The 25432-nt window shown below is 69.0% G+C and carries 28 protein-coding genes and 1 pseudogene; 16 read left to right on the top strand and 13 right to left on the bottom strand.

The window, feature by feature from the left end:
* The first annotated feature begins 124 nt into the window (after positions 1-124).
* The 9 genes from BOX37_RS16155 to BOX37_RS16115 all read left to right on the top strand — a co-directional run bounded on the left by BOX37_RS16155 (position 125) and on the right by BOX37_RS16115 (position 10647).
* Positions 125-1105 (top strand): STM4015 family protein, encoded by a 981-nt coding sequence (locus tag BOX37_RS16155; protein WP_071928375.1) that lies wholly within the window; start codon positions 125-127, stop codon positions 1103-1105.
* 6 nt (positions 1106-1111) lie between these two features.
* Positions 1112-2206 carry an STM4014 family protein gene (locus BOX37_RS16150; protein ID WP_071928374.1) on the top strand — a complete coding sequence of 365 codons (1095 nt, stop codon included), beginning with the start codon at positions 1112-1114 and terminating at the stop codon, positions 2204-2206.
* Positions 2203-3039, top strand: a complete 837-nt coding sequence (locus BOX37_RS16145; protein ID WP_240505365.1) for an STM4013/SEN3800 family hydrolase — start codon at positions 2203-2205, stop codon at positions 3037-3039. The genes BOX37_RS16150 and BOX37_RS16145 overlap by 4 nt, the downstream gene beginning before the upstream one ends.
* Positions 3036-4373, top strand: a complete 1338-nt coding sequence (locus BOX37_RS16140; protein ID WP_071928373.1) for an STM4012 family radical SAM protein — start codon at positions 3036-3038, stop codon at positions 4371-4373. The genes BOX37_RS16145 and BOX37_RS16140 overlap by 4 nt, the downstream gene beginning before the upstream one ends.
* Complete coding sequence (locus BOX37_RS16135) at positions 4373-5314, top strand: STM4011 family radical SAM protein (protein ID WP_071928372.1); 942 nt, start codon at positions 4373-4375, stop codon at positions 5312-5314. Before BOX37_RS16140 ends, BOX37_RS16135 begins: the two co-directional genes overlap by 1 nt.
* Positions 5311-6228 (top strand): ADP-ribosylglycohydrolase family protein, encoded by a 918-nt coding sequence (locus BOX37_RS16130; RefSeq protein WP_071928371.1) that lies wholly within the window; start codon positions 5311-5313, stop codon positions 6226-6228. The genes BOX37_RS16135 and BOX37_RS16130 overlap by 4 nt, the downstream gene beginning before the upstream one ends.
* Positions 6229-6573: 345 nt before the next feature.
* On the top strand, positions 6574-6825 hold the full coding sequence (locus BOX37_RS16125) for a hypothetical protein (RefSeq protein ID WP_071928370.1): 252 nt from the start codon (positions 6574-6576) through the stop codon (positions 6823-6825).
* 31 nt (positions 6826-6856) lie between these two features.
* A complete protein-coding gene (locus BOX37_RS16120) occupies positions 6857-7465 on the top strand; it encodes an NAD(P)/FAD-dependent oxidoreductase (protein WP_071928369.1) in 609 nt (202 codons plus the stop codon).
* Positions 7462-10647, top strand: coding sequence for an ATP-binding protein (locus BOX37_RS16115; protein ID WP_071928368.1), 3186 nt, complete (start codon positions 7462-7464; stop codon positions 10645-10647). The genes BOX37_RS16120 and BOX37_RS16115 overlap by 4 nt, the downstream gene beginning before the upstream one ends.
* Before the next feature lie 19 nt (positions 10648-10666).
* On the opposite strand, the gene BOX37_RS16110 is transcribed toward BOX37_RS16115, so the two are convergent.
* Together BOX37_RS16110 and BOX37_RS16105 are read right to left on the bottom strand one after the other, a co-directional pair.
* Positions 10667-11755 carry a metallophosphoesterase gene (locus tag BOX37_RS16110; RefSeq protein ID WP_071931560.1) on the bottom strand — a complete coding sequence of 363 codons (1089 nt, stop codon included), beginning with the start codon at positions 11753-11755 and terminating at the stop codon, positions 10667-10669.
* A 75-nt stretch (positions 11756-11830) separates the two neighbouring features.
* Positions 11831-13054, bottom strand: coding sequence for a hypothetical protein (locus BOX37_RS16105; protein ID WP_240505364.1), 1224 nt, complete (start codon positions 13052-13054; stop codon positions 11831-11833).
* A gap of 192 nt (positions 13055-13246) precedes the next feature.
* Between BOX37_RS16105 and ppk2 the strand changes: the two genes are divergently transcribed.
* Entirely contained in the window at positions 13247-14182 is a 936-nt protein-coding gene (gene ppk2 / locus BOX37_RS16100) for a polyphosphate kinase 2 (protein ID WP_206045839.1), read from the top strand.
* 5 nt (positions 14183-14187) lie between these two features.
* On the opposite strand, the gene BOX37_RS16095 is transcribed toward ppk2, so the two are convergent.
* Positions 14188-14925 (bottom strand): SCO6745 family protein, encoded by a 738-nt coding sequence (locus tag BOX37_RS16095; protein ID WP_071928367.1) that lies wholly within the window; start codon positions 14923-14925, stop codon positions 14188-14190.
* Between the two features lie 58 nt (positions 14926-14983).
* Between BOX37_RS16095 and BOX37_RS35825 the strand changes: the two are divergent.
* A pseudogene (locus BOX37_RS35825) lies at positions 14984-15142 on the top strand (Sir2 family NAD-dependent protein deacetylase); the annotation flags it as partial.
* 91 nt (positions 15143-15233) lie between these two features.
* On the opposite strand, the gene BOX37_RS16085 reads toward BOX37_RS35825, so the two are convergent.
* Together BOX37_RS16085 and BOX37_RS16080 are read right to left on the bottom strand one after the other, a co-directional pair.
* Positions 15234-16778 carry an AMP-binding protein gene (locus BOX37_RS16085; protein WP_071928366.1) on the bottom strand — a complete coding sequence of 515 codons (1545 nt, stop codon included), beginning with the start codon at positions 16776-16778 and terminating at the stop codon, positions 15234-15236.
* Between the two features lie 33 nt (positions 16779-16811).
* The gene (locus BOX37_RS16080; protein ID WP_071928365.1) at positions 16812-17954 is read right to left on the bottom strand and encodes a hypothetical protein; all 1143 of its coding nucleotides are present in this window, start codon (positions 17952-17954) and stop codon (positions 16812-16814) included.
* Between the two features lie 150 nt (positions 17955-18104).
* Between BOX37_RS16080 and BOX37_RS16075 the strand changes: the two genes are divergently transcribed.
* The 4 genes from BOX37_RS16075 to BOX37_RS16060 are packed head-to-tail and all read left to right on the top strand — an operon-like array spanning position 18105 to position 20253.
* Complete coding sequence (locus tag BOX37_RS16075; protein ID WP_071928364.1) at positions 18105-18362, top strand: hypothetical protein; 258 nt, start codon at positions 18105-18107, stop codon at positions 18360-18362.
* A gap of 1 nt (position 18363) precedes the next feature.
* On the top strand, positions 18364-19038 hold the full coding sequence (locus BOX37_RS16070; RefSeq protein WP_071928363.1) for a HemK2/MTQ2 family protein methyltransferase: 675 nt from the start codon (positions 18364-18366) through the stop codon (positions 19036-19038).
* Positions 18995-19240 carry a CDGSH iron-sulfur domain-containing protein gene (locus tag BOX37_RS16065; protein WP_071928362.1) on the top strand — a complete coding sequence of 82 codons (246 nt, stop codon included), beginning with the start codon at positions 18995-18997 and terminating at the stop codon, positions 19238-19240. Before BOX37_RS16070 ends, BOX37_RS16065 begins: the two co-directional genes overlap by 44 nt.
* Positions 19237-20253 carry an iron-containing redox enzyme family protein gene (locus BOX37_RS16060; RefSeq protein ID WP_071928361.1) on the top strand — a complete coding sequence of 339 codons (1017 nt, stop codon included), beginning with the start codon at positions 19237-19239 and terminating at the stop codon, positions 20251-20253. The genes BOX37_RS16065 and BOX37_RS16060 overlap by 4 nt, the downstream gene beginning before the upstream one ends.
* On the opposite strand, the gene BOX37_RS16055 is transcribed toward BOX37_RS16060, so the two are convergent.
* Positions 20225-20656: an ATP-binding protein gene (locus BOX37_RS16055; protein ID WP_071928360.1), complete on the bottom strand. Its 432-nt coding sequence runs from the start codon at positions 20654-20656 to the stop codon at positions 20225-20227. The genes BOX37_RS16060 and BOX37_RS16055 overlap by 29 nt on opposite strands.
* Positions 20657-20804: 148 nt before the next feature.
* On the opposite strand from BOX37_RS16055, the gene BOX37_RS35335 reads away from it, so the two are divergent.
* On the top strand, positions 20805-21188 hold the full coding sequence (locus BOX37_RS35335; RefSeq protein WP_084759728.1) for a hypothetical protein: 384 nt from the start codon (positions 20805-20807) through the stop codon (positions 21186-21188).
* Here the strand turns inward: BOX37_RS35335 and BOX37_RS16045 are convergent.
* The 7 genes from BOX37_RS16045 to BOX37_RS16015 all read right to left on the bottom strand — a co-directional run bounded on the left by BOX37_RS16045 (position 21168) and on the right by BOX37_RS16015 (position 25425).
* Positions 21168-21590 carry an STAS domain-containing protein gene (locus BOX37_RS16045; protein ID WP_071928359.1) on the bottom strand — a complete coding sequence of 141 codons (423 nt, stop codon included), beginning with the start codon at positions 21588-21590 and terminating at the stop codon, positions 21168-21170. The two genes, BOX37_RS35335 and BOX37_RS16045, sit on opposite strands and share 21 nt — an antisense overlap.
* 137 nt (positions 21591-21727) lie before the next feature.
* Positions 21728-22567: an RNA polymerase sigma factor SigF gene (locus BOX37_RS16040; RefSeq protein ID WP_071928358.1), complete on the bottom strand. Its 840-nt coding sequence runs from the start codon at positions 22565-22567 to the stop codon at positions 21728-21730.
* A gap of 87 nt (positions 22568-22654) precedes the next feature.
* Positions 22655-23092, bottom strand: a complete 438-nt coding sequence (locus BOX37_RS16035; protein ID WP_071931556.1) for a hypothetical protein — start codon at positions 23090-23092, stop codon at positions 22655-22657.
* Between the two features lie 40 nt (positions 23093-23132).
* The gene (locus BOX37_RS16030) at positions 23133-23345 is read right to left on the bottom strand and encodes a hypothetical protein (RefSeq protein WP_071928357.1); all 213 of its coding nucleotides are present in this window, start codon (positions 23343-23345) and stop codon (positions 23133-23135) included.
* A gap of 440 nt (positions 23346-23785) precedes the next feature.
* On the bottom strand, positions 23786-24088 hold the full coding sequence (locus BOX37_RS16025) for a hypothetical protein (protein ID WP_071928355.1): 303 nt from the start codon (positions 24086-24088) through the stop codon (positions 23786-23788).
* A 60-nt stretch (positions 24089-24148) separates the two neighbouring features.
* A complete protein-coding gene (locus BOX37_RS16020) occupies positions 24149-24808 on the bottom strand; it encodes a class I SAM-dependent methyltransferase (RefSeq protein WP_071928354.1) in 660 nt (219 codons plus the stop codon).
* 83 nt (positions 24809-24891) lie between these two features.
* Positions 24892-25425, bottom strand: coding sequence for a DUF4334 domain-containing protein (locus tag BOX37_RS16015; protein WP_071928353.1), 534 nt, complete (start codon positions 25423-25425; stop codon positions 24892-24894).
* Positions 25426-25432: the final 7 nt, after the last annotated feature.

Below are 25432 nucleotides of genomic sequence, written 5' to 3'. Positions count from 1 at the left end.
CTGCCGTTGGCCAGGACGGTAGCGGCAGGTCCCGACAAGTCGGCCCGGCGCCGGAATTGTCGGCGGGCCTTGGTAGAAAGCAGCTGTCGCGAACACGGCACGACGCCAGAAGGGGCGGGAACACATGACCATCGGAGATCATCTGCGCGAGTGGGGCGGCCTGCCCGCCTACACCTTCCCCGACCCGGAGAAGGACGCCGAGAACCAGGCGGCGGCCGTGCGATCGCTGCCCGCCGCGGACTCGGTGGCGTGGCGGATCGCCGTCGATTCCTACGAAGCGCCGGAATCCTGGGAGGACGCGTTCGCCCGGTTCCTCGACACCGTCGACCCCGGTGCGGTGCGGGCCATCATCGTCGGTTCCTGGACCGATGCCTACGAGAACCGCCCCGACGGCGCGATCGAGGCCATCGTTGCCGCCCGCGAACAGCTTCCGGCACTGCGTGCGGTGTTCGTGGGCGACATCATCGGCGAGGAATGCGAGATCTCCTGGATCAATCAGGGCGAGGTGACCCGCCTGCTCGAGGCGTTTCCCGCGCTCGAGGAGCTGGGCGTGCGCGGCGGGGAGCGCCTCGAGTTCACCACGGTCCGGCACGAGAGCCTGCGCAAGCTGACGGTGGAGGCCGGCGGTCTGCCAGTCACGGTGGTGCGCGGTGTCGCGGCCAGCGAGCTACCCGCCCTGGTCGATCTCGAACTGTGGCTCGGCACCTCCGAATACGGTGGCGACAGCGATGTCGACGACCTCGCCCCGATTCTGTCCGGTGACCGGCTGCCGAGTCTGAAGCGACTGGCCCTGCGCAACAGCGAGATCCAGGACGTCATCTGCGCGGCGGTGGCCTCGGCGCCGGTCGTCGCGCGGCTCGACGAACTCGACCTGTCGATGGGGGTGCTCACCGACGACGGCGTCGCGGCCCTGCTCGGCGGCCAGCCTCTGACCCACCTGACATCGCTGGACCTGCACCACAACTACGTGAGTTCCGAGCTCGGTGCCCGCTTGACCGACACCCTCACCGCAGCCGGTGTCGAACTGAATCTGGCGGTCGACGACGCCGACGAGGACGAGGACGACGACGGCTCGGTCTGGCGATTCGTCGCGGTCGGCGAGTGAACTGACATGCGATGGGCGGTGGTCGGCAACGCCGAGAACCGGCGGGTCCGGCTGTTCACCGACGCGGTGCTCGCCGCCGGACACGCCGCGCCCCGGGTCGTCGCCTGGCACGCGGTGTTGACCGAGGGCGGTCACGGCTTCGCCGACGACGAGTTCGTCCGGCTGGACTCTCCCGGCGAGAATCCGGCAGTCGATGCACTCTTGCGCGGTGTGCCCGAGCCGACGCGCGTGGAGGGTTCCGCCCGCTGGTACGCGAACTTCGTCGGGGCCGTGCGGTCCCTGCGCGGTGGTCGACGCCTCGACGACCCGGCAGATCTGGCCGTGCTGTTCGACAAGCGGCGCTGCCACGCACGACTCGCTGCCGCGGGTGTCCCGGTCCCGCCTGCACCGGCGGCCGGCCCGCTGCGAGGCTGGACCGATGTGCGGGAGCGGATGCGCGCGGCCGGAATGTCGCGGGTGTTCGTCAAACTCGCCCACGGGTCCTCGGCCTCGGGCGTTCTCGCTGTCGAGTCGACGACCTCGGGACGCTGGCAGGCCAGCACCTCGGTCGAGGTGGATCGTGACGGCGCGTTGCACAATTCGCTGCGCGTGCGCCGCTACCAGGACGAGTCGACGATCGCCGCGATCGTGGACCGGCTCGCACCCGACGGCCTGCACCTCGAGCGCTGGATTCCCAAGGCCACGCTCGGTGGGCGGTCCGCCGACCTGCGCGTGGTCGTCATCGCGGGCCGTGCCACCCATGTCGTCGTCCGCACCAGTCGCTCGCCGATGACCAATCTGCACCTGGGCGGCGCGCGCGGCGACCTCGACGCGGTCCGGGCCGCGGTGGGTGCGCGGTGGGCGGAGGCGATGACGATCTGTGAACACGCCGCCGCGTGCTTCTCGGATACCCTCTGTGTCGGGGTCGACCTGCTGCCCGGTCTCGGCTGGCGCCGGTTCACGGTCGGCGAGGTCAACGCCTTCGGCGACCTGTTGCCGGGACTGACCGGGCTCCCCGGCAGCTCCGCCGAGGGGCTCGACACCTACGCGGCGCAGCTGTCCGCCGCGTCCCGCTTCGCGGCCGCGACACCGCGACCGGCCACGATCGGACCCCTTCGATGACCGAACCCACGCTGACGCGACCCGACATGACCGAGGTCATCGGCCGCGACGACCTCCTGCTGCTCACCCTCGACACCTTGCGCTACGACGTCGCCGTCGAACTCGCCGCGGCAGGCCGCCTACCGACCCTGTCGGCCCACCTGCCCGAGGGCCGCTGGCAGCGCAGGCACGCGCCCGGCAGTTTCACCTACGCCTCCCACCAAGCCATCTTCGCCGGTTTCCTGCCCACTCCGGCCGCGCCCGGCCCGCATCCACGACTGTTCGCCGCGCGTTTCGCCGGCAGTGAGACCACCGCCGAGGGCACCTTCGTCTTCGACGAACCCGATCTCGTGACTGCCCTGGCCGGCCGTGGCTATCACACCGTCTGTATCGGCGGCGTCGGATTCTTCAACAAGCAGGGTGCGCTCGGCAGCGTGCTGCCCGGCCTGTTCGCGGAGAGTCACTGGGAGCCGGAGTTCTCCGTGGCCTCGCCGACTTCGTTCGAGGCTCAGGTGGCGTGCGCCGAGCAGGCGGTCGCCGCCCTGCCCGACGAGCAGCGGATCTTCCTGTTCCTCAACGCCTCCGCGCTGCACCAACCGAACTGGTTCCACCTGCCGGGCGCCACCCGTGCGGCCGGGGACAGCCGCGAAACTCACGCCGCCGCACTGGAATACATCGACACCCAGGTCGGACGTCTGTTCGAGGTGATGCGGTCGCGTCGCCGCTGCTTCGCGATCGTGTGCTCCGACCACGGCACCGCCTACGGCGACGACGGATACACCGGTCACCGGCTCGGCCACGAGAGCGTCTGGACGGTCCCCTACAGCCACTTCTTCCTGGAGCCGTCACCATGATCGACACCGCCCTACCTCGCCCGTATCAGAACTACGTCTACGCCTACCCGCACAAGACCGCCTACCGTCCGCTGCCGGATCGCCCCGCGCTCGCCCGCGTCTGGGCGGGCGAATCCCGTTCCGCACTCTCGCTGTATCTGCACATCCCGTTCTGTGAGGTGCGCTGCGGCTTCTGCAATCTGTTCACCAGAGTCGGGGCACCGGCCGACCTGACCGGCCGCTATCTCGACGCCCTCGCCCGCCAGGCCACCGCCGTCCGCGCGGCATTGGGCGAGGCCGAATCGCCCCGGTTCGCCAATGCTGCCTTCGGCGGCGGCACGCCGACCTTTCTCGACGCGGGTGAGCTGACCAGGCTGTGCGATATCGCCGAACAGATCATGGGCGCGGATCTGCGCGCGATCCCGCTCTCGGTGGAAGCGTCCCCGTCGACCTGCACCGCCGACCGGCTGGCTGTGCTCGCCGAGCGCGGTGCGACCCGGCTCAGCTTGGGCGTGCAGAGCTTCGTCGACGAGGAGGCCCGCGCGGCGGTGCGACCGCAGCGCCGCGCCGATGTCGAAGCCGCACTGGGCCGAATCCGCGACGCGGGGATTCCGGTGCTCAACATCGACCTGATCTACGGCATCGACGGCCAGACCGCCGCGAGCTGGCGGCACTCCCTCGACGCGGCGCTGGCGTGGCGGCCTGAGGAGATCTACCTGTACCCGCTCTATGTGCGCCCGCTCACGGGGCTGGCCAGGCACGCCGATCTCGATGTCGCCGAACAGGACTGGGATCGGGAGCGGCTCGCCCGCTACGCTCAGGGCCGCGATCACCTGCTGGCGCAGGGCTACCAGCAGGTGTCCATGCGCATGTTCCGCCGCGGCGACGCCCCGCCCCAGGGCCCGGACGACTACGCCTGCCAGACCGACGGCATGATCGGGCTCGGCTGCGGCGCCCGCTCCTACACCTCCCGACTGCACTACTCCTTCGACTATGCCGTCGAGCTGCGCGAAGTCCGCGGCATCATCGACAGCTACGTCGCCACCACGGATTTCGGTTCGGCCGTGCACGGCCGGGTGATCGATGGCGACGAAGCCGCACGCAGGCACCTGCTGCAATCACTGCTGCAAACCGAGGGCCTGCCCGTCGCGGACTACCGCCGACGCTTCGGCGCCGATCCCTGGGATCACTTCGGTGAACAGTTGCACGCACTCGCCGGTCGCGGCTGGCTCGCCGAGACCGGCGCCGAACTGCTGCGCCTGTCCCCGGCGGGCCTGGCCTACTCCGACGCCATCGGCCCCGGCTTCTTCTCCCCCGACGTGCGTGCCGCCATGGCCGCCTACGAGCTGCGCTGATGGACCTGACGATCCTCTACCGCGGGCCGCTGTCCTCGTGCGACTACGACTGCCCGTACTGCCCCTTCGCCAAACGCCGTGACAGCACCGCACAGCTGCGCGCCGATCGCGCCGCGCTGCAACGCTTCACCGACTGGGCGTGCGCGCAGACCGATGACCGGCTCGCGGTGCTGTTCACGCCCTGGGGCGAAGCTCTGGTGCGGTCGTGGTATCGCAAGGCCTTGGTCGAGCTGTCGCGGCAGCCCCACATCGATCGCGTCGCGATCCAGACCAACCTCGGCGGCCGGATCGAATGGACCGCCGAGGCCGATCCCGGCATCCTGGCCCTCTGGTGTACCTACCACCCCGGTCAGACACCGTATCGACGATTCCTGGACAAGGCCGAACGTCTTGCCGCCCAGGGCATCCGGTTCAGCGTCGGTATCGTCGGGCTGCCCGAGCACCTCGACCATGCCCGCCGCCTGCGTGCCGACCTGCCCGACCACGTCTATCTCTGGGTCAATGCCGCCGACGGCCACACCTACACCGACGATCAAGCCGCCGACTGGACCGCCATCGACGAACTGTTCCCGTTCAGCCGCCACCCCCACCGCTCAGCCGGAGCACGGTGCCGCACCGGCTCTTCGGTGATCTCGGTCGACGGTGAAGGAACCGTCCGCCGCTGCCATTTCGTCCCCACCCCTTTGGGCAACCTCTACGACGGCTCCTACCGCGCCACCCTCGCACCCCGCACCTGCCCGCTCGCGGTGTGCGACTGCCACATCGGCTACGTCCACCTCGAAACCCTGCCGCTGTACGACGTGTTCGCCGGTGGAGTCCTGGAACGGATTCCGGCGCGTTCGCCCGTCGAGCTGCCCCGACAGCCGCGCCCTACCGAGGCGCCCACGTCGACACGCATTGCGCCGGTCAGCCGGGAACTGACACAATTCGACACCGTATGACGCCGGTTCCCGATATCGCTCGCGACAGCCTCGACGGTCTTTCCGTCGGAGACGCGCTAGGAGCACAGTTCTTCGTTCCCGGTCGCTCGTTCCCCGAGCTCCGTGACGGCAGCCCACCTGCCGCCCCGTGGCCGTGGACCGACGACACCGAAATGGCCTGCTCGGTCCACGAACAGATCCAACTCCTCGGTCACATCGACCGTGACACCCTCGCCGCCCTGTTCGCCGACCGCTGCGAGCCCTATCGCGGCTACGGCGGTGGCACCGTGGTGGTGCTGCACGAGATCCGCGATGGCCGCCCGTGGTCCGGGGCCGCGGGCGCGGCCTTCGGTGGCCGTGGCTCCTGGGGCAACGGTGCCGCGATGCGAGTGGCCCCACTCGGCGCCCACTTCGCGGGCGACCCCGACCGAGCGGCCACCGAAGCCGCGTCGTCCGCCGAGGTCACCCACCGCCACCCGGAAGCCATCGTCGGCGCCATGGCGGTCGCCGTTGCGGCGAGTCACGCGGCCGCTACGCGCGGAAGAAGCTGCGCACCAGAGGAATTGCTCGACGCAGTCGGCCCGTACCTGGTGGACGGCCGGACCTCGGAAGGAGTCCGACGTGCCCGACGACAACTCGGACGCTCCGTCGCCGAGGCCGCCTACTCGCTGGGCAACGGCGCATCGGTCAGCGCGCAGGACACGGTTCCGTTCGCACTGTGGGCCGCAGCCACCTACCTCACCGACTATCCCGCGGCGATCACCGCCTGTGTCGAGGCAGGCGGCGATGTCGACACCACCGCCGCGATCGTCGGCGGAATAGTGGCAGCGCACACCGGCATCGGTGAGCGCGACACGATCCGCGGAGTCCCGGAGTCGTGGCTGTCGGCCCGCGAGCCCTTGCCTTCGTGGGCAGCTGATCGCCGAGTGTCCTGACGATCACGGGCAACACACCTCAGGCGAGTTCGAGGGTGGTGGTCGAGGTCGCCCTCAGCGGTGACCGCGATGCCATCGACCGCCACATCCAGTCGTTGTGCCCAGAAGCAGTAGGCATGGCGTCGAAACACCTACTGCTGCTCGAGATTTGGCTACAGTGTTCTCGTCACGCGGGGTCTGCGCGCTGCTCGTAGGGGGATTCGTTGCTCGACACACGTAACCACCAGGGCACATTCGGCGCCGACATCGGCTACTACACCTCGCTGCGCACCGAAGCGCGCCTGTCCCCGAGAGACACCCGCCGGCGCGGTCGCCGACCTCCGCCGACTCGACGCCTCCTCCTCGGTGAACGCGCTGGCAGACCTCGGCGGCGTGTCCGCCTTCGACCTGCGTTTCCGCTGGTCGCTACGCCTGCCTCGCACCGAGGAATCCGTGGCTTTCCCGCCCAGTTCGGGTGAGCGGCTGCGCGCGGTGGTCAAACGCGCGGACCAGCTACCCCTGTGGCACTCGGTCGGCGTCCACGGCCCGATCGCGCGCATCGCGCGCCCGACCGGAATCGTCACGGCGGCAGATGGTTTCACCGTGCACCACCCATGACCACCACCTCAGAGAAGAAACGGGGACAGCCATGTCCGATGACCGATTGACGCTGACCGAGCGCTGTGTGCTGCTCGTCTTGATGGCCGAAGCGCGTGAACTCACCAATGCCGAGCTGCACGCCATCGCCGGACTCAAACTCGACGGCAGGTACCGTCGCAACCTCAACGACCTGGGCCTGGTCACCAGCACGCTGGTCAACCGTGCCTATGTCCACGAACTCACCGACCGTGGCGCCGTCCGGTGTGTCGCCGAACTCGGCGCCCAACGCCCGGACCGCTCCGGCCCCGCGGGCGGTGCGCTCTACGCGGTGCTCGCCGGGCTCGGCCGCTACCTCGGCGACTCCGGTCACGCGCTGGCCGAGCTGTTCCGGCCCGATGTGGCGGGCCAGGTGGAAGCGGCCTACACCCACGTCACCCGTGGCAGCGGCGCACCGGTGCGCCTCGCGGTGCTGCGCGAGCGCCTCGACGGTCTGCCGCGCGGCGACTTCGACCGGGCACTGGAACTGCTCGCCCGGCGCGACGGTGTTCATGTGCGGTCGGAAGCAGATCAGAAGACTCTCACCGACGCGGATCTGGACGCGGCGGTCGTGCTGGGCGGGACCCCGCGACATCTGCTCACGATCGAGGGGGCACGGTGAACGAGGAGCACCATCATGCCCTCGCCTCGATCCAGTTCAGCAGCGCGCTCGGCCCCGACGAGATCTGGAGCCCGCTGAGCCATCACGTCGACGGACTGCACCCGCGCGCCGTCGGGGAGATCACCCGCGCCGTCGCCGCGGCCGTGGCGCGACCGCGCAGCACCCCGACCGGGTTGGTGCTCAGCGGTGAGCGTGGCGTCGGCAAGACCCACATGCTCGGTTGGCTGCGTCAGCACGTCCAGGACAGCGGCGGCGCGTTCTTCATGCCCAAACTGATCGACGGCAAGTCGTTCTGGGCGGGCGCGGTGCACGGTGTCGTCAGCCAGCTGCTCGGCGCCGACGGCGGGCAGCTGGGCCGGATGCTCGGGGTACTGGCCGAGCGCAGCGGCTGCGACCAGGAACTGCGTATGCGGCTGCGCGGCACGCTGCGGGTCACCCGGGCCGATCTCGACGAATTCCTCTCGCGGGTGGAGGATCTCGATGTCCAGGCGATGCAGCAGTGCCAGGACACGCTGCGGGCGCTGGTCCTCTACCAGGCGAAAGGGCAGCTGCGCGAGATCGGGCACAGCTTCCTCGTCCTCGCCGACGGCATCGAGGACGCCGAGCGCGCGGAATGGGGGTTTCGCGAGCGCAACTGTGTGCCGCAGTTGACCTTCCAGCACCTCTCACGGCTGTTCGCCCTCACCGGGCCCGTCGTGCTGGCCATCGACCAGATCGACAGCGTCATCGCCCAGTCGGATCAGATCGACGAGGATTCACTGGCCAACCGGCTGGCCGACGGGCTCATGGCGATGCGGGAGGAGACGACCCGGACGATCATCGTGGCGGCCTGCATTCCGAAATCGTGGGAGCTGCTCGAGACCCGCGCGGTGAATTCGGCGGCCGATCGATTCACGGTGCTCGAACTGTCGACCAAGCTGCCCAGTGTCGATGTGGCGACCGCCATCGTCGAAGGTCATCTCGGCGGCCTGTACGGCGAGATCGGTTTCGTGCCGCCGTATCCGACGTGGCCGGTGCTCCCGATCGCCTTCGAGGACACCGACACCGCGAACTTCACGCCGCGGCGGCTGCTGCAGCGGGTCGAGGAACACGTCCGCGACTGCCTGGCCACCGACGAGGTCTCCGAAATGACGCATTTCCGCGCCTCGACCGTGGATCGCGCGCAGGTCGCCCCGTCGGCTGTCGGCGAACTGGCCACACTCGACGAGGAATTCGCGCGCCTGCGCGCGGAGGCCGACGTCGTGTCCCCGTTCGATCCGACCTACGAGGACGAACGCATGTTCGCGCTGCTCAATGCCGCGCTCACGGTCTACACTCTCGAACGGCGCGACGAGGGGTTCGCCCTCACCGTCGATCCGGCGACCATCGTTCGCCCCGCCCTGCACGCACGGTTGCGCCACACGCTCGACGAAGCCAGTGAGGCGGAGGAGCACTGGGGTTTTCGCGCGATCAGCCATCCACATCATCGCGCGGTGCTCACCCGGTTGCGCTCGGCGAGTCTGGAAGCCGGTCTGCACGAAAAGGCACCGAAACGGCATCTGATCATTCTGCGGAACACCCCGTTCTCCAGCGGGCCCGTCACCGCCGCCACGCTGGCCGAGTTCGAAGCGGCGCACGGGGTGGCGGTGCCTGTCTCCGAGGACGACATCCGGACGTTCTCCGCCCTCGGGGCGATGTCCGCCGCGGCCAGGCCCGGATTCCTGAGCTGGCTCGCGATCCGACGCCCGGCGAGCCGATCACAGCTGCTGGCCACGGTGTTGAGTCTCGGCCCCGCGGCCACGCGGCGCCCGGAGCTGGTCGAGCCGGATCGAGCACCGTCGCCACCGGCCGACGCACCGACCGCAGCAACGGCATCGGGCACGACACAGCTCGCGGATCCACCGCTCGCCGAGCCGACCACGCGCCGGCTGCTCCCCGCTCCCCCGCATCCGCTGCCTGGTGACGCCGACGCGCCACCGTCGGTCCTGCTCGGCCACCATGTCGAGCACGGCACACCCTTCACCGTCCCGCTGGTCCTGCTGCGCAAACACACCGCCGTCTTCGCGGGCAGCGGCTCCGGCAAGACCGTGCTGCTGCGCAGGCTGGTCGAGGAGGCCGCCCTCCACGGCGTGTCCTCGATCCTCATCGACAGCAACAACGACCTGGCGCGCCTGGGTGACCCGTGGCCGTCGCCACCGCCCGGCTGGAGCCCGGGCGACATCGCCCGCGCCGATCAGTACTTCGCCGGAACCGACGTGGTCGTCTGGACACCGCGCCGCGAGGCAGGCCGACCACTCGCCCTCAATCCCCTACCGGATTTCGGTGGCGTGCTCGATGATCCGGACGAGTTCCGCACCTCGATCGATGCCTCCGTCGCGGGCCTGGTCCCCCGCGCCGGACTCACCGCGCGCCGGGTCGGCACCGGCAAGGCCGTGCTCACCGAGGCGCTGACCCACTTCGCCCGCCGCGGCGGCAGCGATCTCGGCGAATTCGTCACGCTGCTCGGCGATCTGCCCGAGAACATCAGCACCATCAGAGACGCCCACCGCCTCGCCGAGGGCATGGCCGAGGAACTCAAGGCGGCGATGATCAACGACCCCGTCTTCGGTGGCGCGGGCGTGCGACTGGACCCGGGCATGCTGCTCACCCCCGCACCGGGCAAACACGCCCGAGTCTCGGTGATCAGCTGCATCGGATTGCCGACCGACGAGCAGCGCCAGACCTTCGTCAATCAACTGCAATTGGCGCTGTTCGCCTGGATCAAGCGCCATCCCGCCGGCGATCGCCCGCTGGGTGGTCTCCTCGTGCTCGACGAGGCCCAGACCTTCGTCCCGTCGCGAGGCAGCACCGCGTCCACCGAGAGCACCCTGAAGCTGGCGACCCAGGCCCGCAAATACGGTCTCGGCATGGTCTACGCGACCCAGGCCCCGAAAGCGTTGCACAACTTGGTCACCGGGAACGCGGCCACCCAGTTCTTCGGACTGCTCAACTCGCCGGTCCAGATCCAGGCCGCCGCCGAACTGGCCAGGGCCAAGGGCGGCCGCATCGACGATGTCGCCCGCCTGCCCGCCGGCCGGTTCTACGGCGCCACCGAAGGAGCGGGCTTCGGCAAGCTCAGCGCACCGATGTGCCTGAGCCACCATCCAGCCAGCGCGCTCACCGAGGACGAGGTCCTGCGACGGGCCAGACCCGAACAGGACTGATCCGCGCGGTGTTCGACCGTCAGCCCAGGCGGCGGTCGAACACCTCGGTGCTGGTGCCCGAGGCCAGGTCGACGGTCACCACGCGCAGGTTGACCGCGTCCGGGCTGAGGTCCATGACCATGAAGCCCAGTTCGTCCTGGGTGTCGAACAGGGCGGGGTGGGCCGGGCCCGCTGAGGATCCGGTCAGGGCGCCGTGGCCGCCTGTGGTCTTGGCCGCCGCACCGGAGACGAGCTGGCGGGTGCCTTTGGTTTCCGGGGTCGGTTCGAGCACCTGCAGCGTGTGGTCGTGGCCCGACAGCAGGAACGAGACCTTGCCCAGCACATGGTCTTCGAAGAAGCGCTTGGCGTGCACGCCGTTGAGTGGTTCGATCGGCAAACCCTCGTAGTTGCCCGCGTCGCCGTGCGGGCCGTTGCTGAGGTAGGGGTGGTGGGTACAGGCGATCTTCCACTTCGCCGGTGATTCGGCCAGCGCGCGGTCGAGCCAGGCACGTTGTTCGTTCATGTAGGGGCCGTCGACCGCCCAGTAGGGGTCGAGCAACGGCGGGATGTAGGCGGCGAGAGGGTTGATGTCGAGGATGAAGAACTCCACGACGGGGTTCTGTTCGGGCACTCGCACCGAGTAGTAGCGGCTCGGCATCCACCAGCGGGCCGACCTGGCGTGATACTCGACCTCGTGGTTGCCGCGGGCCAGCCAGCCGCCGTCGCCAGGAAAGATCGCGCTGGTGTCGTGGTTGCCGAGCACCATGGCCCACGGGAAGTCCAGCCCCGCGTTGGGATCTTCGAACTTCGTGGCGAACTGGATGTCGTCGGGTCCGGTCGGACCCGATTCATAGATGTTGTCGCCCAGACCTACCGCCAGCGAGAACGGTTCGCGCGCATGGAATTCCCTGGCCGCGTCGGCGACCGCCCACTGAGTGCGGGTGCCGGTGCCGGCGTCGCCGGTGATCAGCACGCGCACGTTCTGTCCGGCCCGCGGCGCGAACTTGGTCACCTCGGCGGGGACCGCCGCTGCGGGCGTGAGACCCACCAGGGTCAGGCCGGCGAGGACTCCGGCCGTGCCCGCGAGGACTTCCCGACGGCCGATACCGGCCGGGTTCTGCTCGTGCATGCTCACCTTCTGACTAGAGGTTCTGGACAACTGACCTGATCGAAACACAATGGCACTCGCACGCGCCGCGCGGACCTAGATCGCGCACATCGACTGCATGACACCCCGCACGATCGGCGCGCCGTAGTCGGTCGGTGCGAACACCAGCTTCTGCACGATCGACAGCGGCGTGGTGATCGTCTCGGCGACTCCGGCGAACCCGGCGATCGAGGTGCCCGCCGAGAACAGCAGACTGGCGATGTCGAGGCTCAACGTCGCCAGATCGTAGGCGTTCTCGACCCGAACCTGTGCGAGCGGCACGGTGTCGAGCGCGGTCCCCTCGGCCAGATCGGCGCCGAGGTTGGCCAGGAACGTCACCGGACCCATGTCCAGTGCCTCGACCAGCGGCCCGAGATCGTCAGCGCGCCGCATCAGCATCACCTTGGCCACCCGGTTGGCCGCGAGGAACTCCTGCAGCGTGTCGGCGGCCTCGTTCATCGCGACCCGGTCCATATCCACCGCGCCGCTGTCGAGGAAGGCGCGGGTGCGCTCGACCACGGTCGCCATGGTCAGTTCGGCGACGGGCGTGCAGGTGCCGTCCGCGGTCATCACCAGGGCGGCGAGATCGCGGATCGGCTGGGGCACCGGCACCGGCACCACCGTGGGCTCGTCGAGCACCAGCGGCGGATACACGTTCGGGGCGAGGCAACCCGCCTCGATCGAGTTCTGCACCGCGCGGGCCAGCGCTGCGGTTCCGGTGAACATCGCACTGACGACCGGTTTGAGAAAGAACCCGACCGTGGGCACCATGCCCGCGGCGAGCTTCGCCGGAATCTTGACGATGCCGGTCGCGAGGACGAACACCTCGATCGCGTCGTTGACCGTCAACTGCGAGACCGACATCGTCTCGTCGATGCGGCCGGTGCGCACCGCATCGAGGCCGTTCACGATGTAGGTGACGATCGGATCGTCGAGCTCGGCGGGCCGGGCGCCGACCAGTTCCGGGTGTCTGGGCAGCCCGTCGCGGTGCACCCGTGCCGCGGCCAACGCCGCGCGCACGTCGGCGACCCGCTGGTCGTAGGCCGTGAGGTCGGCGGGCCCGACAATCCCGCGCACGACGGAGGCGGCGGCGGTGACCACGTCGTCGAAAGTCGGCGCACCACTGACGCACAACTGCGGCGCGTCGACGACCGGGGTCGAGGCCAGCGTCTCGACAGGCTCGGCGTGCGCCCCCGGCGCGAGCAGCAGGCCCGCGACCAGGGTGAGTGCGGTGAGACTGCCGACGCAGGAGGCGGTCAGTCGGGACAGGGGCAAGCGCATGCGCGGTGATCTCCGGCTCGAACGGGCGAACGTGCGCTCCGAACGTAGGACCTCGCGGTTGCCGAAACAGTGCCGGTTATATGAACACTTGCCCAACTTGGACAGTCGTTCAGTTCGATCCAGGTCGACAGCGGAAACCGTCCACACCGCGTGTTCACCCCCGCGTCACGCATGTCGTTTACCGTCCCCTGGATGACCGAGCTCGAGACACGCACGATCCCGCGCGCGATCAGCGAGATCGCCGATCTCGCGACCGCGGTGGATCTCGCCGACACCACCGCGTTCTCCGTCGACGACACCGACGACGACGATCCGATCCTGCTCACCGAACCCGGTGGCCTGATCGTCGACACCTGGCGCGAGGGCTACCCCTACGACGAGCGCCTCTCGCGTCTGCAGTACGAGGCCGACAAACGATTGCTGCAGATCGAGCTGCTGAAACTGCAGAACTGGGTGAAGGCGACCGGTCGCCGCATCGTCATCGTCTTCGAAGGACGCGACGCCGCGGGCAAGGGCGGCACCATCAAACGCTTCATGGAGCACCTGAATCCGCGTGGCGCGCGGGTGGCCGCGTTGGAGAAGCCCTCGGCGCGCGAGTCGACCCAGTGGTACTTCCAGCGCTATGTCGAGCATCTGCCCGCCGCCGGTGAGCTCGTACTGTTCGACCGGTCCTGGTACAACCGCGCCGGTGTCGAACGGGTGATGGGTTTCTGCACGCCCGAACAGCATCGCCGCTTCCTGGCCCAGGTGCCGCTGTTCGAGCGCATGCTCGTCGACGACGGCATCGACCTGGTGAAGTTCTGGTTCTCGGTGTCGCTGCTGGAGCAGCGCACCCGCTTTGCCATCCGGCAGGTCGACCCGGTCCGACAGTGGAAGCTCTCGCCGATGGACCTGGCCTCACTGGACAAGTGGGAGCAGTACACCGCCGCCAAGGAAGAGAACTTCGAGCACACCGACACCGATCACGCGCCGTGGATCGTGGTCAAGAGCAACGACAAGAAGCGCGCCCGGCTCAACGCGATGCGCCACGTACTCGAGCGCTTCGACTACGAGAACAAGGATGACGAGATCGTCGGCGCCGCCGACCCGCTCATCGTGGGCCGGGGACGCGACGTCCTCGGGTCCTGAACGACCTAGCGCACCAACGCGACTCGGTGCGCGGCGGTCATCAGAGTGACCAGTTCGGCACTCTCGTCAGCGTCGAGGACCTCGAAGCAGGGCGCGATGAGCGCGTCGGTCACCGCCTCCGCCGCCGTCCAGCGCGCCCGCTGGTCGTCGGTGATCGTCTCGAACGGTTCGTTCCAGCCGAGGAGTCGCGCCTGGTTCGGACCGTTGGAGACCGGCGATCCGGCGATCAGCACCGACTGCAACGGGGTCAGCCCCTGCGCGGTGACGGCGAGCAGGTGCAAGCCACCGCGCAGCTCTCGCAGCACATGCGTCAACTGCAGGACCGCCCCGCGCCCGTCCTCGGCGACCGGCATCGCCCGCCACCCCGCGAACAACGGCACGGCCACCGGCGAGGCGGCCGCGACCACGCGCCCCAACAGCTCGGCCAGCCGGTCGGACTGCTCGAAGGCAGCCAGTTTGCGGCGACCGAACTCCTGACAGGCGTTCAGGTACGCCGCGGCCGCCTTGTCGGCGGGCAGCGGCACCGATTCCCATGCCGCACGGACACAAGCGGGTTCGAAGAATCCGAAGGCCGCGGTGACGACATCGGCGTCCACTTCGCCGAGCACCCCGCCCCGGCCGCGCGTGTAGGCGCCGTGGAAGCCGGGCACCCCGGTATCGGTGCCGAACTGCCGGGCCTCGCGCGAGAGCATGAACGCCCCGCCGAGTTCGAGCACCTGCTGTTTGACCGCTGCCGCCGTCATCGTCTGCCACCTTCCGCTGTAAGTCCGTTCCCAGCAGACTTTAGCGTTCAATAGTCAGATCGGGTCGGGTTCGGGGAAATACCGTGGCGCCGATGTCTCCACCGACAGCGGCATCCCCGACTATCGCGACCCGAACGGACTGTGGCAGCGCGACCCCGACGCCGAGAAGCTGGTCACCTCCGACCACTACCTGCGCGACCCCGACATCCGCCGCCGGTCCTGGCTCATGCGCGCCGAGCACCCGGCCTGGCGCGCCGAGCCCCATGCCGCCCTGACGCCGGCGCCCCGCCTTCGCCGCTCCACGGTGCTCAGCGGTGGGAGTCGCGCAGCTCGCGCTTGTAGATCTTTCCCGAGTCGTCGCGCGGCACCGTGTCGACGATGCGAATCTCCGAGGGCACTTTGTAGTTCGCCAGCTCACCAGTCAGCCTGGCGCGCACCTCGTCGGCATCCAGCGAGAATCCCGGCCGCGGCACCACATACGCCACCAGCGCTTCTCCCAGATCATCGCCGGAGGGCACGCCGAACACCGCGACATCCTCGACCGCCGGTATCGCCATCACGGCGTTCTCGATCTCGGCCGGCGAGATGTTGACCCCGCCGCGGATCACGATCTCACTGGAACGACCGGTCAGAAAGAGGAAACCGTCGGCATCGAGGTGACCGGTGTCGCCTACCCAGATCAGGTCGTCGTGTGCGGTCACCGCGCCCTCGCGGTGCAGGTAGCCGAAGGCGGGCCAGTAGTCGGCGCCGCGCACGTAGACGCGTCCGGTCCGCCCGGCGGGCAGCGCGGTGCCCTCCTCGTCGAGGATCGCCACCGCCGACCCGTCGACCGGTCGGCCGACACTGCCCGGATGCGCCAGCCACTCCCGCGCCCCGATCCAGGTGATCGTGCCGGTCTCGGTCGAGCCGAAGTACTCGATGACGGCCTCGCCGAACCAGTCGATGGCGGCGCGTTTGATCGCCGGTGGGCACGGCGCCGCGGAGTGGATGAGATGGCTGAGCGAGGAGATGTCGTAGCGGTGCCGGACCTCCTCGGGCAGTGACAGCAGCCGCGAGAGCATGGTCGGCACAATCTTCGCCTGTTGAATGCGGTGCTGGGCGACCAGCTGCAGGAACCGTTCGCTGTCCCAGCGCGGCATGATGGTGATGTCGGTGCCCATCCGCAGCGCGAGCACGGCGACCGCGTTCGGCGAGGTGTGATACATCGGCCCGGCCACCAGCATCCGCCCGCCCGGCGCCAAGCCCATCCGCTGCGCGATGCCACCCGCGATCGAGAGCAGCTGGTGCGGCGTCATCCGTTCACGCAGTACGCCTTTGGGCGTACCGGTGGTGCCCGAGGTGTAGATCAGGCCCATCGAATCGGCCACCGCGCCCTCGAGATGGCCGACCGGCGTGTGCTGGGTGGCGATCCACTCCTCGAACAGCCGGTGGCGTCCGGTCGGCGTCGCCCCTGCGGGGTCGAGCCCGGCTTCGACGAGCGTCTCCGTCGGCATGGCGATCTCGACGACGGGCGCGTCGAGCCCGGCCCGGCTCAGCGCGTCTTCGACGACCGGCACGAATTCGGTGTGCGCGAAGACAATCCGCGGTGCGCAGTCGGCCAGTACATGCGCCACCTCACCGGCCCGCCAGCGGGTGTTGATCGGTACCGGGTTGGCCCCGGCGGAGGCGATGGCGAGGCAGACCTCGAGGAACTCGATGTCGTTGCGAGCCATCACCGCGACCCGTTCCCCGCGTTCGACCCCGGCGCCCAGCAGCGCGGTGGCGAGCAGACCCGCCCGGTGATGGGCCTCTGCCTGCCGGCGGACACGACCGCCGCAGGTGATCGTCGGCGGCTGATCGGTGGTTGGGGTCATGTCAACCTTCGGTCGGAGCGAACTGGGGACACCTCACAGGCGCAGCGGTGCGGCGGCAAGGCGGAGTACCGACCACACCAGCAGCGCGCCGATCCCGATCGTGAAGAACACGATCATCGGGATATCTACGGAATCATGGGCTTTCGTGACGATCTTCACCACCGCGGCCTCGAGGAAGAAGGTCGCGACGATCACCGTGACGAGCGCGACGGCCGCCCACATCGCCGCCGGCTGGAACGCGAAATATCCCACGATCCAGCCGAACAGGAGGGTGATCGGCAGGACGAACAGCATCCAGCCGAAACCACGCAGATACAGACTCTCGCCGTGCTCGGCCGCGTCGAACTCCTCCTGCTCGGCGCTCGCGCGTAGTCGTACGCGTCCCACCTGTACCACGGCATGGCCGAGGCACGCGACCGCGCAGGCGACGAGGAGCGCGAAGTACCCCGCCCGCACGTCACCGGCGTCGGCGGGTGCGGACCTTCCCCAGTGCGCGGGTATCCAACCGACCACGATCATCAGTGCCGCGGCGGCCAGCGCGGTCGGGCGGGCGCGCAGGCGTCGACGCGCGTAGCCGGCGGGCAAGATCGTCTCGGCCCGAGCATAGAGCCAGCCGAACCACATCGGCGCCATGATGCCGACACCGATGGTCAGCCAGCGCCACTGCGCGGGCGGCAGCAGCATCGACACCAGCGCGATCAGCCAGCTCACGACCACGATCAACACCGCAGGCCTGGCCAGCGCGGTCCACAGCTTCTCGGCCCGGGCCACCGGCGTCTCGGGCGCGGGAACCTCCGGTTCGGTCCACTCCGAGAACGTCGCCAGTTGGGCAGCCCGCCACGCCTCGATCACGTCCTCCGGCGCGGGCTGCCAGCCCCCGGCACGGGCCGATCCCGCACACAGCACCGGACTGTCGTCGGTGTCGTAGTCGTAGTCCGGGTCCAGACCGCTGTAGTCGCGCATGAACGCCATCCGCGCGGTGACCGCGAGCCCGTGCCACGGTTCGGTGCAGTGCGGATTCGGGCAGGGCGGATAGCTCGGATCGCCGAAGTTGTAGCCGGTCCGCGGTTCCCCGCCGCGCATGCTCTCCTCGACGAGTTCGTCGATCTCGTCGAGGAGACGCCCGACCGATTCGGAGGCCGGCTCGCCGCCCGAACCCCGGAATACCGCTGACACAACAATCCCCCCACGACCAGGACACGATCCCGCCGATCCTAGGGTCGTCCGCCGTCTCCGGTCCACACAATCGCGGTCGCTGATTGTTTCGCCGAGATCGGGGCATGTCGAGAACAAGACCGTGACGCAGCAGCGAAAGGAACGCACCTGATGAACCAGCCCGACCACGAATTCCCCGACGAGTCCCGGACCATTCGCCCGCACGCGGGCGAATCCATCGAGGACACCCGCAATTGGCCCGGCCTCGCCCTCGTCGCGGTGGGTTTGGTCCTGCTCGCGCTGACGCTCACCGCGGCCGGATACGGGTTCGCGGGGTGGGCGGTGATCGCCGGCGCGTTGTGCGGGGTGTGCCTGCTGGGTGGCATCGGCATCGTGGTGGCCGAGCATCGCCGGGTGAAGGCCCGGTGAGGTGATCGTCTTCCGAGCGCCAGGTGTCTACCGCCCTCAGGCCGACACCTGGCTGCTGGCACGCGCGCTGCGCGAGCTTCCGGGGCTGCGCGGCGGCCGAGTGCTCGAGGTGTGCGCGGGCACCGGCGTGGTGGCACTCGCTGCGGCCAGGGCCGGGGCCTGCAGTGTCACCGCGGTCGACTTGTCGCGCAACGCGTTGCTGTCGACGTGGCTGAACTGCCGGTTGCGGGGGGTGCCGATACGGTTGTTGCACGGCGATTTCGCCGCCGCCCTGCACTTGCCACGTTTCGACGTGGTGCTGGCCAATCCGCCGTATGTACCCGCCGTGCGGGATCGCGGCGACGGGGCAGCGCTGGCCTGGGATGCCGGCCCGAGCGGCCGGAGCGTCCTCGACCGGTTGTGCGCGACACTGCCGGACCTGCTCACCGATCGCGGCGTCGGGTTGATTGTGCACTCGGCGATCAGCGATACCGATCGGAGCCTGGCCCAGTTGCGTGACCACGGGGCGCGAGCATCGGTGATCGCCGCGGGCACCGTCCCGTTCGGCCCGGTGTTGCGGGCCCGCGCTCGCTGGCTGGCCGCCCACGGCCTCATCGCCCCCGGACAGGACGACGAGCGACTGGTGGTGATCCGTGTCGAGCGAACCTCATATCCCGCCGTCGTCGACCTCGCCTGATCGCCGACGGATCGTGCTCACCGACGACGGTCCCGCCCTCGTCGACGGCCCGATCGACCTGGTCACCGCCGACGGCACCGTGCTGCACTGCGACCGCTTCCGGGTCGCGCTGTGCCTGTGCCGTCGCTCGGCGATCTACCCGCTCTGCGACACCAGCCACCGGCGCACACACCGCCGAGAATCCGGGAGTACCGACCGATGACCAGCACCGCCGAAACCCGCCGCCTGCCCCTCCCGCGCGGCGAGCTCTCCGCCGCCGTGACCGAATTGCTCACGGGCCCACCGGGATCGGGCGCGCCCCTGGCGACCAACGCCGATCCCTACGGCGAGGACCTGCTGCTGGCGCTGCACACCTGCTACGAATTGCACTACCAGGGCTTCGCTGAGGTCGACGAGAACTGGGAATGGGATCCAGACCTCTTGCGCCTGCGTCGCGACCTGGAACAGTCTTTCCTCACCGCCCTGCGCGCTGATGTACCCGGCGGCGACGACGTCGACACCGAACTCGATCGGCTGCTCGAACCGACCCGCGACACCGACGGGATCGCCGGATTCCTCGCCGACCAGGGGACCCCCGATCACCTCCGCGAATACTTCGTGCACCGGTCGATCTACCACCACATCGAGGCCGACCCCAATGCGTGGGTCATCCCCCGGTTACGCGGGCTGGCGAAAGCGGCGCTGGTCGCGGTGGAGTTCGACGAGTTCGGCGGCGGCCGGGGCGACCGCGTCCACGCGCAGCTGTTCGCCGATCTGCTGGCCGGCGCCGAGCTCGAGCCGGGCTACCTGCACTATCTCGACGTCGTCCCCGCGCCCATGCTCGCCCTGGTCGACATGATGTCGCTGTTCGGCCTGCACCGCGCTCTGCGCGCCGCCTCGGTGGGCCATTTCGCCGCCACCGAGATCACCTCCTCGCCCGCCTCGCGTCGGCTCGCGGCCTTGGCGCGCACCCTGCTCCCGCATCCGGCGTGCGAGCACTTCTACACCGAGCACGTCGAGGCCGACGCCGTGCACGAGCAGGTGATTCGCCGCGAGGTGATCGCCGAACTACTTGCCGGAGAACCGGATTCGGCCGCGACCATCGTGTTCGGCATCCAGGCCACCACCCTGCTCGAGGACCGCTTCGCCGACCACGTGCTGACCTGTTGGCGCGCGGGACGAAGCTCACTGCTGCGGAACGATCCGGTCACCGATGCAGCCGCCGCACGCGACTGAACGTCACGACCACCGGCCAACCACTACGGACCGTGTCATAAGGCGCGTGTTCGACCGCCAAGTGGTCGGTGATCGTGTGGAGCACATTCCAGCCGAGCCCCGATTCGTTGACCGGGTCGGGCTCGGCGCACACCCCCCGCACGGTGATCCGCATCCGGAAACCGTCGGCGATGAACTCGCACCGGATCTGCGATCCGGGCGCGGCGGCCAGTATCAGGCAGGTGGCCGCCTCGTCGAGCGCCATGCGTATGTCGGCCACCTCGTCGAGGGTGAATTCGGAAAGGAGGGCGGCTGTTTCGGCGATGGCGCGGACCAGTACCAGCTGCCCGAGCTCCGCGCCGATCCGGACGTGGACCGAGGCCGACTGTCGTGAATCCGCGATGATCCGCTCGCTCGAAACCACGGCGTACCTCCTCCCAGGATGTCGTTTCCGCCGGAGTGGGTCTCCCAGCGCCTACCCTCGATACCGTCGGCCAAACGCCGTTTGGTCGCGTCGGCGCGGGGCATTCGCCCACAGCAGGACAACTACGGCGAACGGAGATGATCTCGCCATGACCAGACGCCTAGCGGGTGCCGTCCTGATCGGCGTTCTCGCCCTCACCGGATGCGCGACCAGCACCGAAGCCCCCGAACCCGGGCTCCCGCCGGTACCCGCGGACTCCCCCGAGGTCTCCGACGAGGCCGCGGCGCACCTGTGCGACATGATCGCGCCCGAACTCGACAACTGGCGCACCCAGGGCACGGCGGTGGCGAAGGTGTCGTTCAACGGCACCGTGCACAACTGGGCGGCGCGCAGCGGCGGCATCAATGCCGCGGTGACCCGCAATCGAGCGGTGATCGACACGGTGACCAGCCAGCACTGCCCCGAGGTGCGCGAGCGGGCGATCCAGATCCTCGAAGTGCCCGATCTGGCCTCAGCCCTGGCCGGTTTCTGAACTCGTCGCGTCGTCCACCGACAGGTAGTACCGGAACAGTGGCCGCACGCCGGCGAGCTCGAGCGCCCGCTCGACCTCCACACCGCCGGTGAGCAATCGCAGTTCGACGCCGTGGTCCCAGGCGTCGGATTTGGCCTGGCCCAACAGCGCGGCCACCCGGATGCTCAGGAAATCGGTGCCGCGCAGATCGAGCACCACCACGTGCGCGCCTGAACGAATCGACCGAGCCAACAACGCCGAGAACTGCGGCTGGCGCGCCGCGTCCAGTTCACAGCCCGCCCGCAGTACCCAGCAGCCGTGTCTGCCGGGCTCGTCGATGCGCAGAGAGGCTTCGTCGCGATGCGAGGATCCGCCGTACCAGCGGAGTCGGCTGGAACGCCTGCGATCCGTGACGACAGACATAGAACCTCCTGTGCGACAGGGTCCCGATTCCCGCGTGCCGACAGCTCTGACCGACTGTCCGGTGGGTAACGCACGAGAACCGGGGGTCGGCTGGAAGTCTCAACCTGGAACAAGTCTGGCACGCGGAACGGCTGCTGTCACGACACGGAAGTGTGTTCTTCCAGTGCCTCGTCGCGCAATGAGCGCAGGGTGCGCGACAGGATGCGCGAGACCTGCATCTGGGACACGCCGAGAGCCTCGGCGATCTGGTTCTGTGTCCTGGACTCGTAGAACCGCATGATCAACACTCGCCGCCCCTCGGCGGGCAGCGCGGCGATCAGCGGGCGCACCGCCATCGCGTCCTCGGTGAGCTGATAGCAGGGCTCCTCGACACCGAGGGTGTCGGTGATGGGCTGGGAGGAGTTGTCCCGATCGTCCTGGGTGACACCATCGATCGAGTTGGTCTGATAGCCGTTGCCCGCGACCAGCGTGCGGGTGACCTCGATCAGGTCGACCTCGAGTTCGTCGGCGAGCTCGCGGGCATTGGGCAGCCTGCCCAGCCGCTGGGACAGTTCCTCGGTGGCCGGGCCGATCCTGAGCTGGATCTCCTTGAGCCGGCGCGGGACGCGCACCGCCCACGTGTGATCACGGAAGTGCCTGCGCACCTCACCCATGATCGTCGGAATCGCGAAGGACAGGAACGAGGAGCCCCGGCTCACGTCGTAGCGATCGACGGCGAGGACCAGCCCGACCCGGGCCGTCTGCTCCAGATCGTCGAACTGCTCGCCGCGTCCGGTGAACTTGCGCGCGATGTGATCGGCCAGCGGCAGACTCAGCCGGATGACCTCTTCGCGGAGGTCGTCGTAGTGCGGATCGCCTTGCGGCATGGCGCGCAGCTTCTCGAACCACGGCTCGATGTTGTCGTAGCTGTCGCCGCGCGAATGTGACCGCCGTGCCGTCGTGTTCTGGGTTGTCGTCGCTTCCCCGGTACTCACCATGTGCCTCCATTCGGTGGCTTCGGATGAACGAGGGATACCCGATCGCTACCGAGAGTACTCCCCTCGGAGCGATCTCCGTGGTGTCGGTCAGATGGTGGAGGGGCCGTGCGAGCGGCGGATCCAGCCGAATTCGACCGTGGTCGGATACCCGTTGTGGTCCGGGTCGAAGGCGGCGTTCTCGGTGCGCAGGGCGTCGGTGAGGGTGGCGACGACGTGCCAGCCGAAGGCGTGTTCGTCGATCGGGGAATCGGTGTGCGACACTGCGGTGATGCGGGCGCCGAGCGCGCCGTCGCCCCCGGTGAACGCGCAGTCGATGAGCGAGTCCGGCACCGCGACCAACACCAGCGCGGTCACCACCTCGTCCACGGCGAGCAGCAGGTCGGTGACCTCGTCGAGGGCGAATCCGCCGACGAGCAGCACGGTCTCGGCGAGCGCGTGCACCATGGTCAGCTGATCGAGCTGGGCGGGGACCTGGAAGCCGACCGAGGTCGACCGGGGTGCGGTATCGCGATCTTCTGCCCGCATGCCGCCTCCCTCGTTCACCTCCGCCGTTCGTGGTCGCAGGTTACCCGTCGATGGCCGAGCTATTCGTCGCCGGGGATTGCGCTGCCCGGCGACGGTCGCGCACCAGCAACACCACCGCGGCGATCGACCAGATCACCGCGAACGCGACCGCCCGCATCAGGCTCCAGTTGGCGAGCAACATGATGATCGCGACGCCGCCGAACAGACCTAGCAGTCGGTTTGTGCTCGTCTGTCCACTCATGTCGCCGATCATTCCACGGCTTCCGCCGCCCGTCCCGCCGGACCGTACCGGTCGAACGGGCTCGACCCTCGCCGATGGCCGATCGGCGGAGGCCGACGGATTAGGAGATCCGGCCCACCGGTGAGCTCTCGCCACCGACAGGCTGGATGATTCGTCAGGCGCTAGTTGTCGTCGTCCTGGTGCAGACGTTCGCGCTCGCGGTGCAGTTCGGCTGAGCGCCTTCGGTGATGTTGCCGTCCCTGGACCGTTCGTTCATGGTGTTCTCACCTCACGTTGTGTCGTCGGAACGTCGACACTGGGTGGCTACCCGGTCGCCCATACCCCAACAGCGCCCACGATCCGTCATCGGATCGCCAACGATGTTTCACCGCAAACTTCCGTACGCACAGCCATCAACACCGGACCGCCCGTATCGATGGCGATCTTACCTGGTCAGCGCTCCGGAGCTGTCGTCAATGCCCGCGTGGATCGCGCAGGCGAAGCCCTTCGAGCCCTTTGATTCGACTGTGTTCGGCGAGCACGATCAAGACCCCGGCGAGCAGGCAGACACCACTGGTGATTCCGGCGATCAACGCCCAACCCGCGAACCCGTAGCCTGCCGCGGTCAGCGTGGCGGCGAGGGCGACGATGCCGATGCCGACCAAGAGCAGGCCCGGCCAGTTCAGATAGTCCTCGATCGATTCTCCGACGTGCGATCGGGTGGTGCGGTCGTTGTCGGGGAAATGGTGCTCATGGGAAGGGCTGGTGGCGTTCATGGCCGACCGTCCTTTCGGTGGTTTCCCTATTCGCAGCCTACCCGGGTTCGGGGCCGTCAATCACTGATGATCCGAACGGTCCCGGTCCTGGCCCGGTTTGCGGGCGAGCACACGGAAGGTGATGCCGCCACGTCCGCCGCGATGGGATTGCTCGATGACGAACCCGGCGGCGGTCAGGTACGGGATCGGGTCGCGCAGCAGATGGTCGGCACTGAAGCGCAGGGCCAGTGGCTGGGCCAGGCGCAGCAGCATGCGCCACGGTGCGGAGGTGGCCGGTCCGTGCTCGGCCAGGACGAACCGTCCGCCCGGCGCCAGGAGGCGGAACGCCTCCTCGGCCGCGCGACCCGGATCGGGCACGGTGCAGAAGCTGAAGGTCGACACGACCGTGTCGACCGTGGCATCGGGCAGGTCGATGTCCTGCACGTCGCCCTGGCGCAGCTGGACATGGGCCAGCCCGAGGCTGCGCACGCGTTCGCCCGCGATGCCGAGCATCCGCGAGGACAGGTCGATCCCGATGACCTGTCGGACCTCGGCGCCGTAGTGCGGCAGATTCAACCCGGTGCCGACGGCGAACTCCACCACTTTCCCGGTGGCCAGCGCGGTGACCCAGCGGCGCGCGTCGCCGAGCACCACCCGCTCGAACCACCCGATCTGCTGATCGTAGGCCGCCGCGTTCTTGTCGTAGATCGCCGCGATCTCGGCACCACTGGGCTGTCTCATCCGCTCCCTCTCATCGACCGACTCCTGCCCAGTCTGGCCCGCGAGCACCGTCGGCACATCCGGGACAACCCCGAATCGCCCGCTCAGTCGCGAGCGAGGACGAAGAAGTACGGTTCGGGGATGTCGCGGAAGTCCATGACGCCGAGCACGGTGTTCTCGTCGACGCGCCGGAACACGTCGATGATCGGCAGGTGGTCGTAGACCATCGCCGTGGTCACCACCCCGCGGTGTTCCACCGACCGCAGTCGCGCCCGGTACCTGCGGGTACGCAGTGCCGGCTTGAGCACGCCGAGCAGGCCGCGTCCTCGGTCGACGAGCGCGGTCGGCACCTTGTCGGCGACGCCGAGCGGGACCCGCTTCGGGTCGACGGCGAAGATGTCGCCGCCGGGATCGCAGAACAGCAGCGGGTGCACCCGCTCGGCGTCCTCGAACTGCTTGCCGTACCAGCCCGAGGCCTCGAGCAGACCGTCGAGCCGGTGGCCGGTGGCCAGCTCACGGCCGTGCCAGCGCCCGGTCAGGTCGGTGACGGGAACCGGCGGCAGGCTGTCGAAGAAGGCGAGTGCGGCCTCGCGGGTGCAGGTGGGCTCGAGCCCGGTGAGTTGATCGGTCGCGGTCACGAAGTCC

The sequence above is a fragment of the Nocardia mangyaensis genome (assembly GCF_001886715.1).
Lineage (GTDB): Bacteria > Actinomycetota > Actinomycetes > Mycobacteriales > Mycobacteriaceae > Nocardia > Nocardia mangyaensis.
Note: the sequence above shows the minus strand (reverse complement) of the source record. Positions and strands in the feature narration are given on the sequence as shown.

Excerpts from the sequence above, each read along its gene's own strand:
- BOX37_RS16155 (WP_071928375.1), top strand. The coding sequence starts at position 125 with ATGACCATCGGAGATCATCTGCGCGAGTGGGGCGGCCTGCCCGCCTAC.
- BOX37_RS16150 (WP_071928374.1), top strand. The coding sequence starts at position 1,112 with ATGCGATGGGCGGTGGTCGGCAACGCCGAGAACCGGCGGGTCCGGCTG.
- BOX37_RS16145 (WP_240505365.1), top strand. The coding sequence starts at position 2,203 with ATGACCGAACCCACGCTGACGCGACCCGACATGACCGAGGTCATCGGC.
- BOX37_RS16140 (WP_071928373.1), top strand. The coding sequence starts at position 3,036 with ATGATCGACACCGCCCTACCTCGCCCGTATCAGAACTACGTCTACGCC.
- BOX37_RS16135 (WP_071928372.1), top strand. The coding sequence starts at position 4,373 with ATGGACCTGACGATCCTCTACCGCGGGCCGCTGTCCTCGTGCGACTAC.
- BOX37_RS16130 (WP_071928371.1), top strand. The coding sequence starts at position 5,311 with ATGACGCCGGTTCCCGATATCGCTCGCGACAGCCTCGACGGTCTTTCC.
- BOX37_RS16120 (WP_071928369.1), top strand. The coding sequence starts at position 6,857 with ATGTCCGATGACCGATTGACGCTGACCGAGCGCTGTGTGCTGCTCGTC.
- BOX37_RS16110 (WP_071931560.1), bottom strand. The coding sequence starts at position 11,755 with ATGCACGAGCAGAACCCGGCCGGTATCGGCCGTCGGGAAGTCCTCGCG.
- BOX37_RS16105 (WP_240505364.1), bottom strand. The coding sequence starts at position 13,054 with ATGCGCTTGCCCCTGTCCCGACTGACCGCCTCCTGCGTCGGCAGTCTC.
- ppk2 (WP_206045839.1), top strand. The coding sequence starts at position 13,247 with ATGACCGAGCTCGAGACACGCACGATCCCGCGCGCGATCAGCGAGATC.
- BOX37_RS16095 (WP_071928367.1), bottom strand. The coding sequence starts at position 14,925 with ATGACGGCGGCAGCGGTCAAACAGCAGGTGCTCGAACTCGGCGGGGCG.
- BOX37_RS16085 (WP_071928366.1), bottom strand. The coding sequence starts at position 16,778 with ATGACCCCAACCACCGATCAGCCGCCGACGATCACCTGCGGCGGTCGT.
- BOX37_RS16075 (WP_071928364.1), top strand. The coding sequence starts at position 18,105 with ATGAACCAGCCCGACCACGAATTCCCCGACGAGTCCCGGACCATTCGC.
- BOX37_RS16060 (WP_071928361.1), top strand. The coding sequence starts at position 19,237 with ATGACCAGCACCGCCGAAACCCGCCGCCTGCCCCTCCCGCGCGGCGAG.
- BOX37_RS35335 (WP_084759728.1), top strand. The coding sequence starts at position 20,805 with ATGACCAGACGCCTAGCGGGTGCCGTCCTGATCGGCGTTCTCGCCCTC.
- BOX37_RS16045 (WP_071928359.1), bottom strand. The coding sequence starts at position 21,590 with ATGTCTGTCGTCACGGATCGCAGGCGTTCCAGCCGACTCCGCTGGTAC.
- BOX37_RS16040 (WP_071928358.1), bottom strand. The coding sequence starts at position 22,567 with ATGGTGAGTACCGGGGAAGCGACGACAACCCAGAACACGACGGCACGG.
- BOX37_RS16035 (WP_071931556.1), bottom strand. The coding sequence starts at position 23,092 with ATGCGGGCAGAAGATCGCGATACCGCACCCCGGTCGACCTCGGTCGGC.
- BOX37_RS16030 (WP_071928357.1), bottom strand. The coding sequence starts at position 23,345 with ATGATCGGCGACATGAGTGGACAGACGAGCACAAACCGACTGCTAGGT.
- BOX37_RS16025 (WP_071928355.1), bottom strand. The coding sequence starts at position 24,088 with ATGAACGCCACCAGCCCTTCCCATGAGCACCATTTCCCCGACAACGAC.
- BOX37_RS16020 (WP_071928354.1), bottom strand. The coding sequence starts at position 24,808 with ATGAGACAGCCCAGTGGTGCCGAGATCGCGGCGATCTACGACAAGAAC.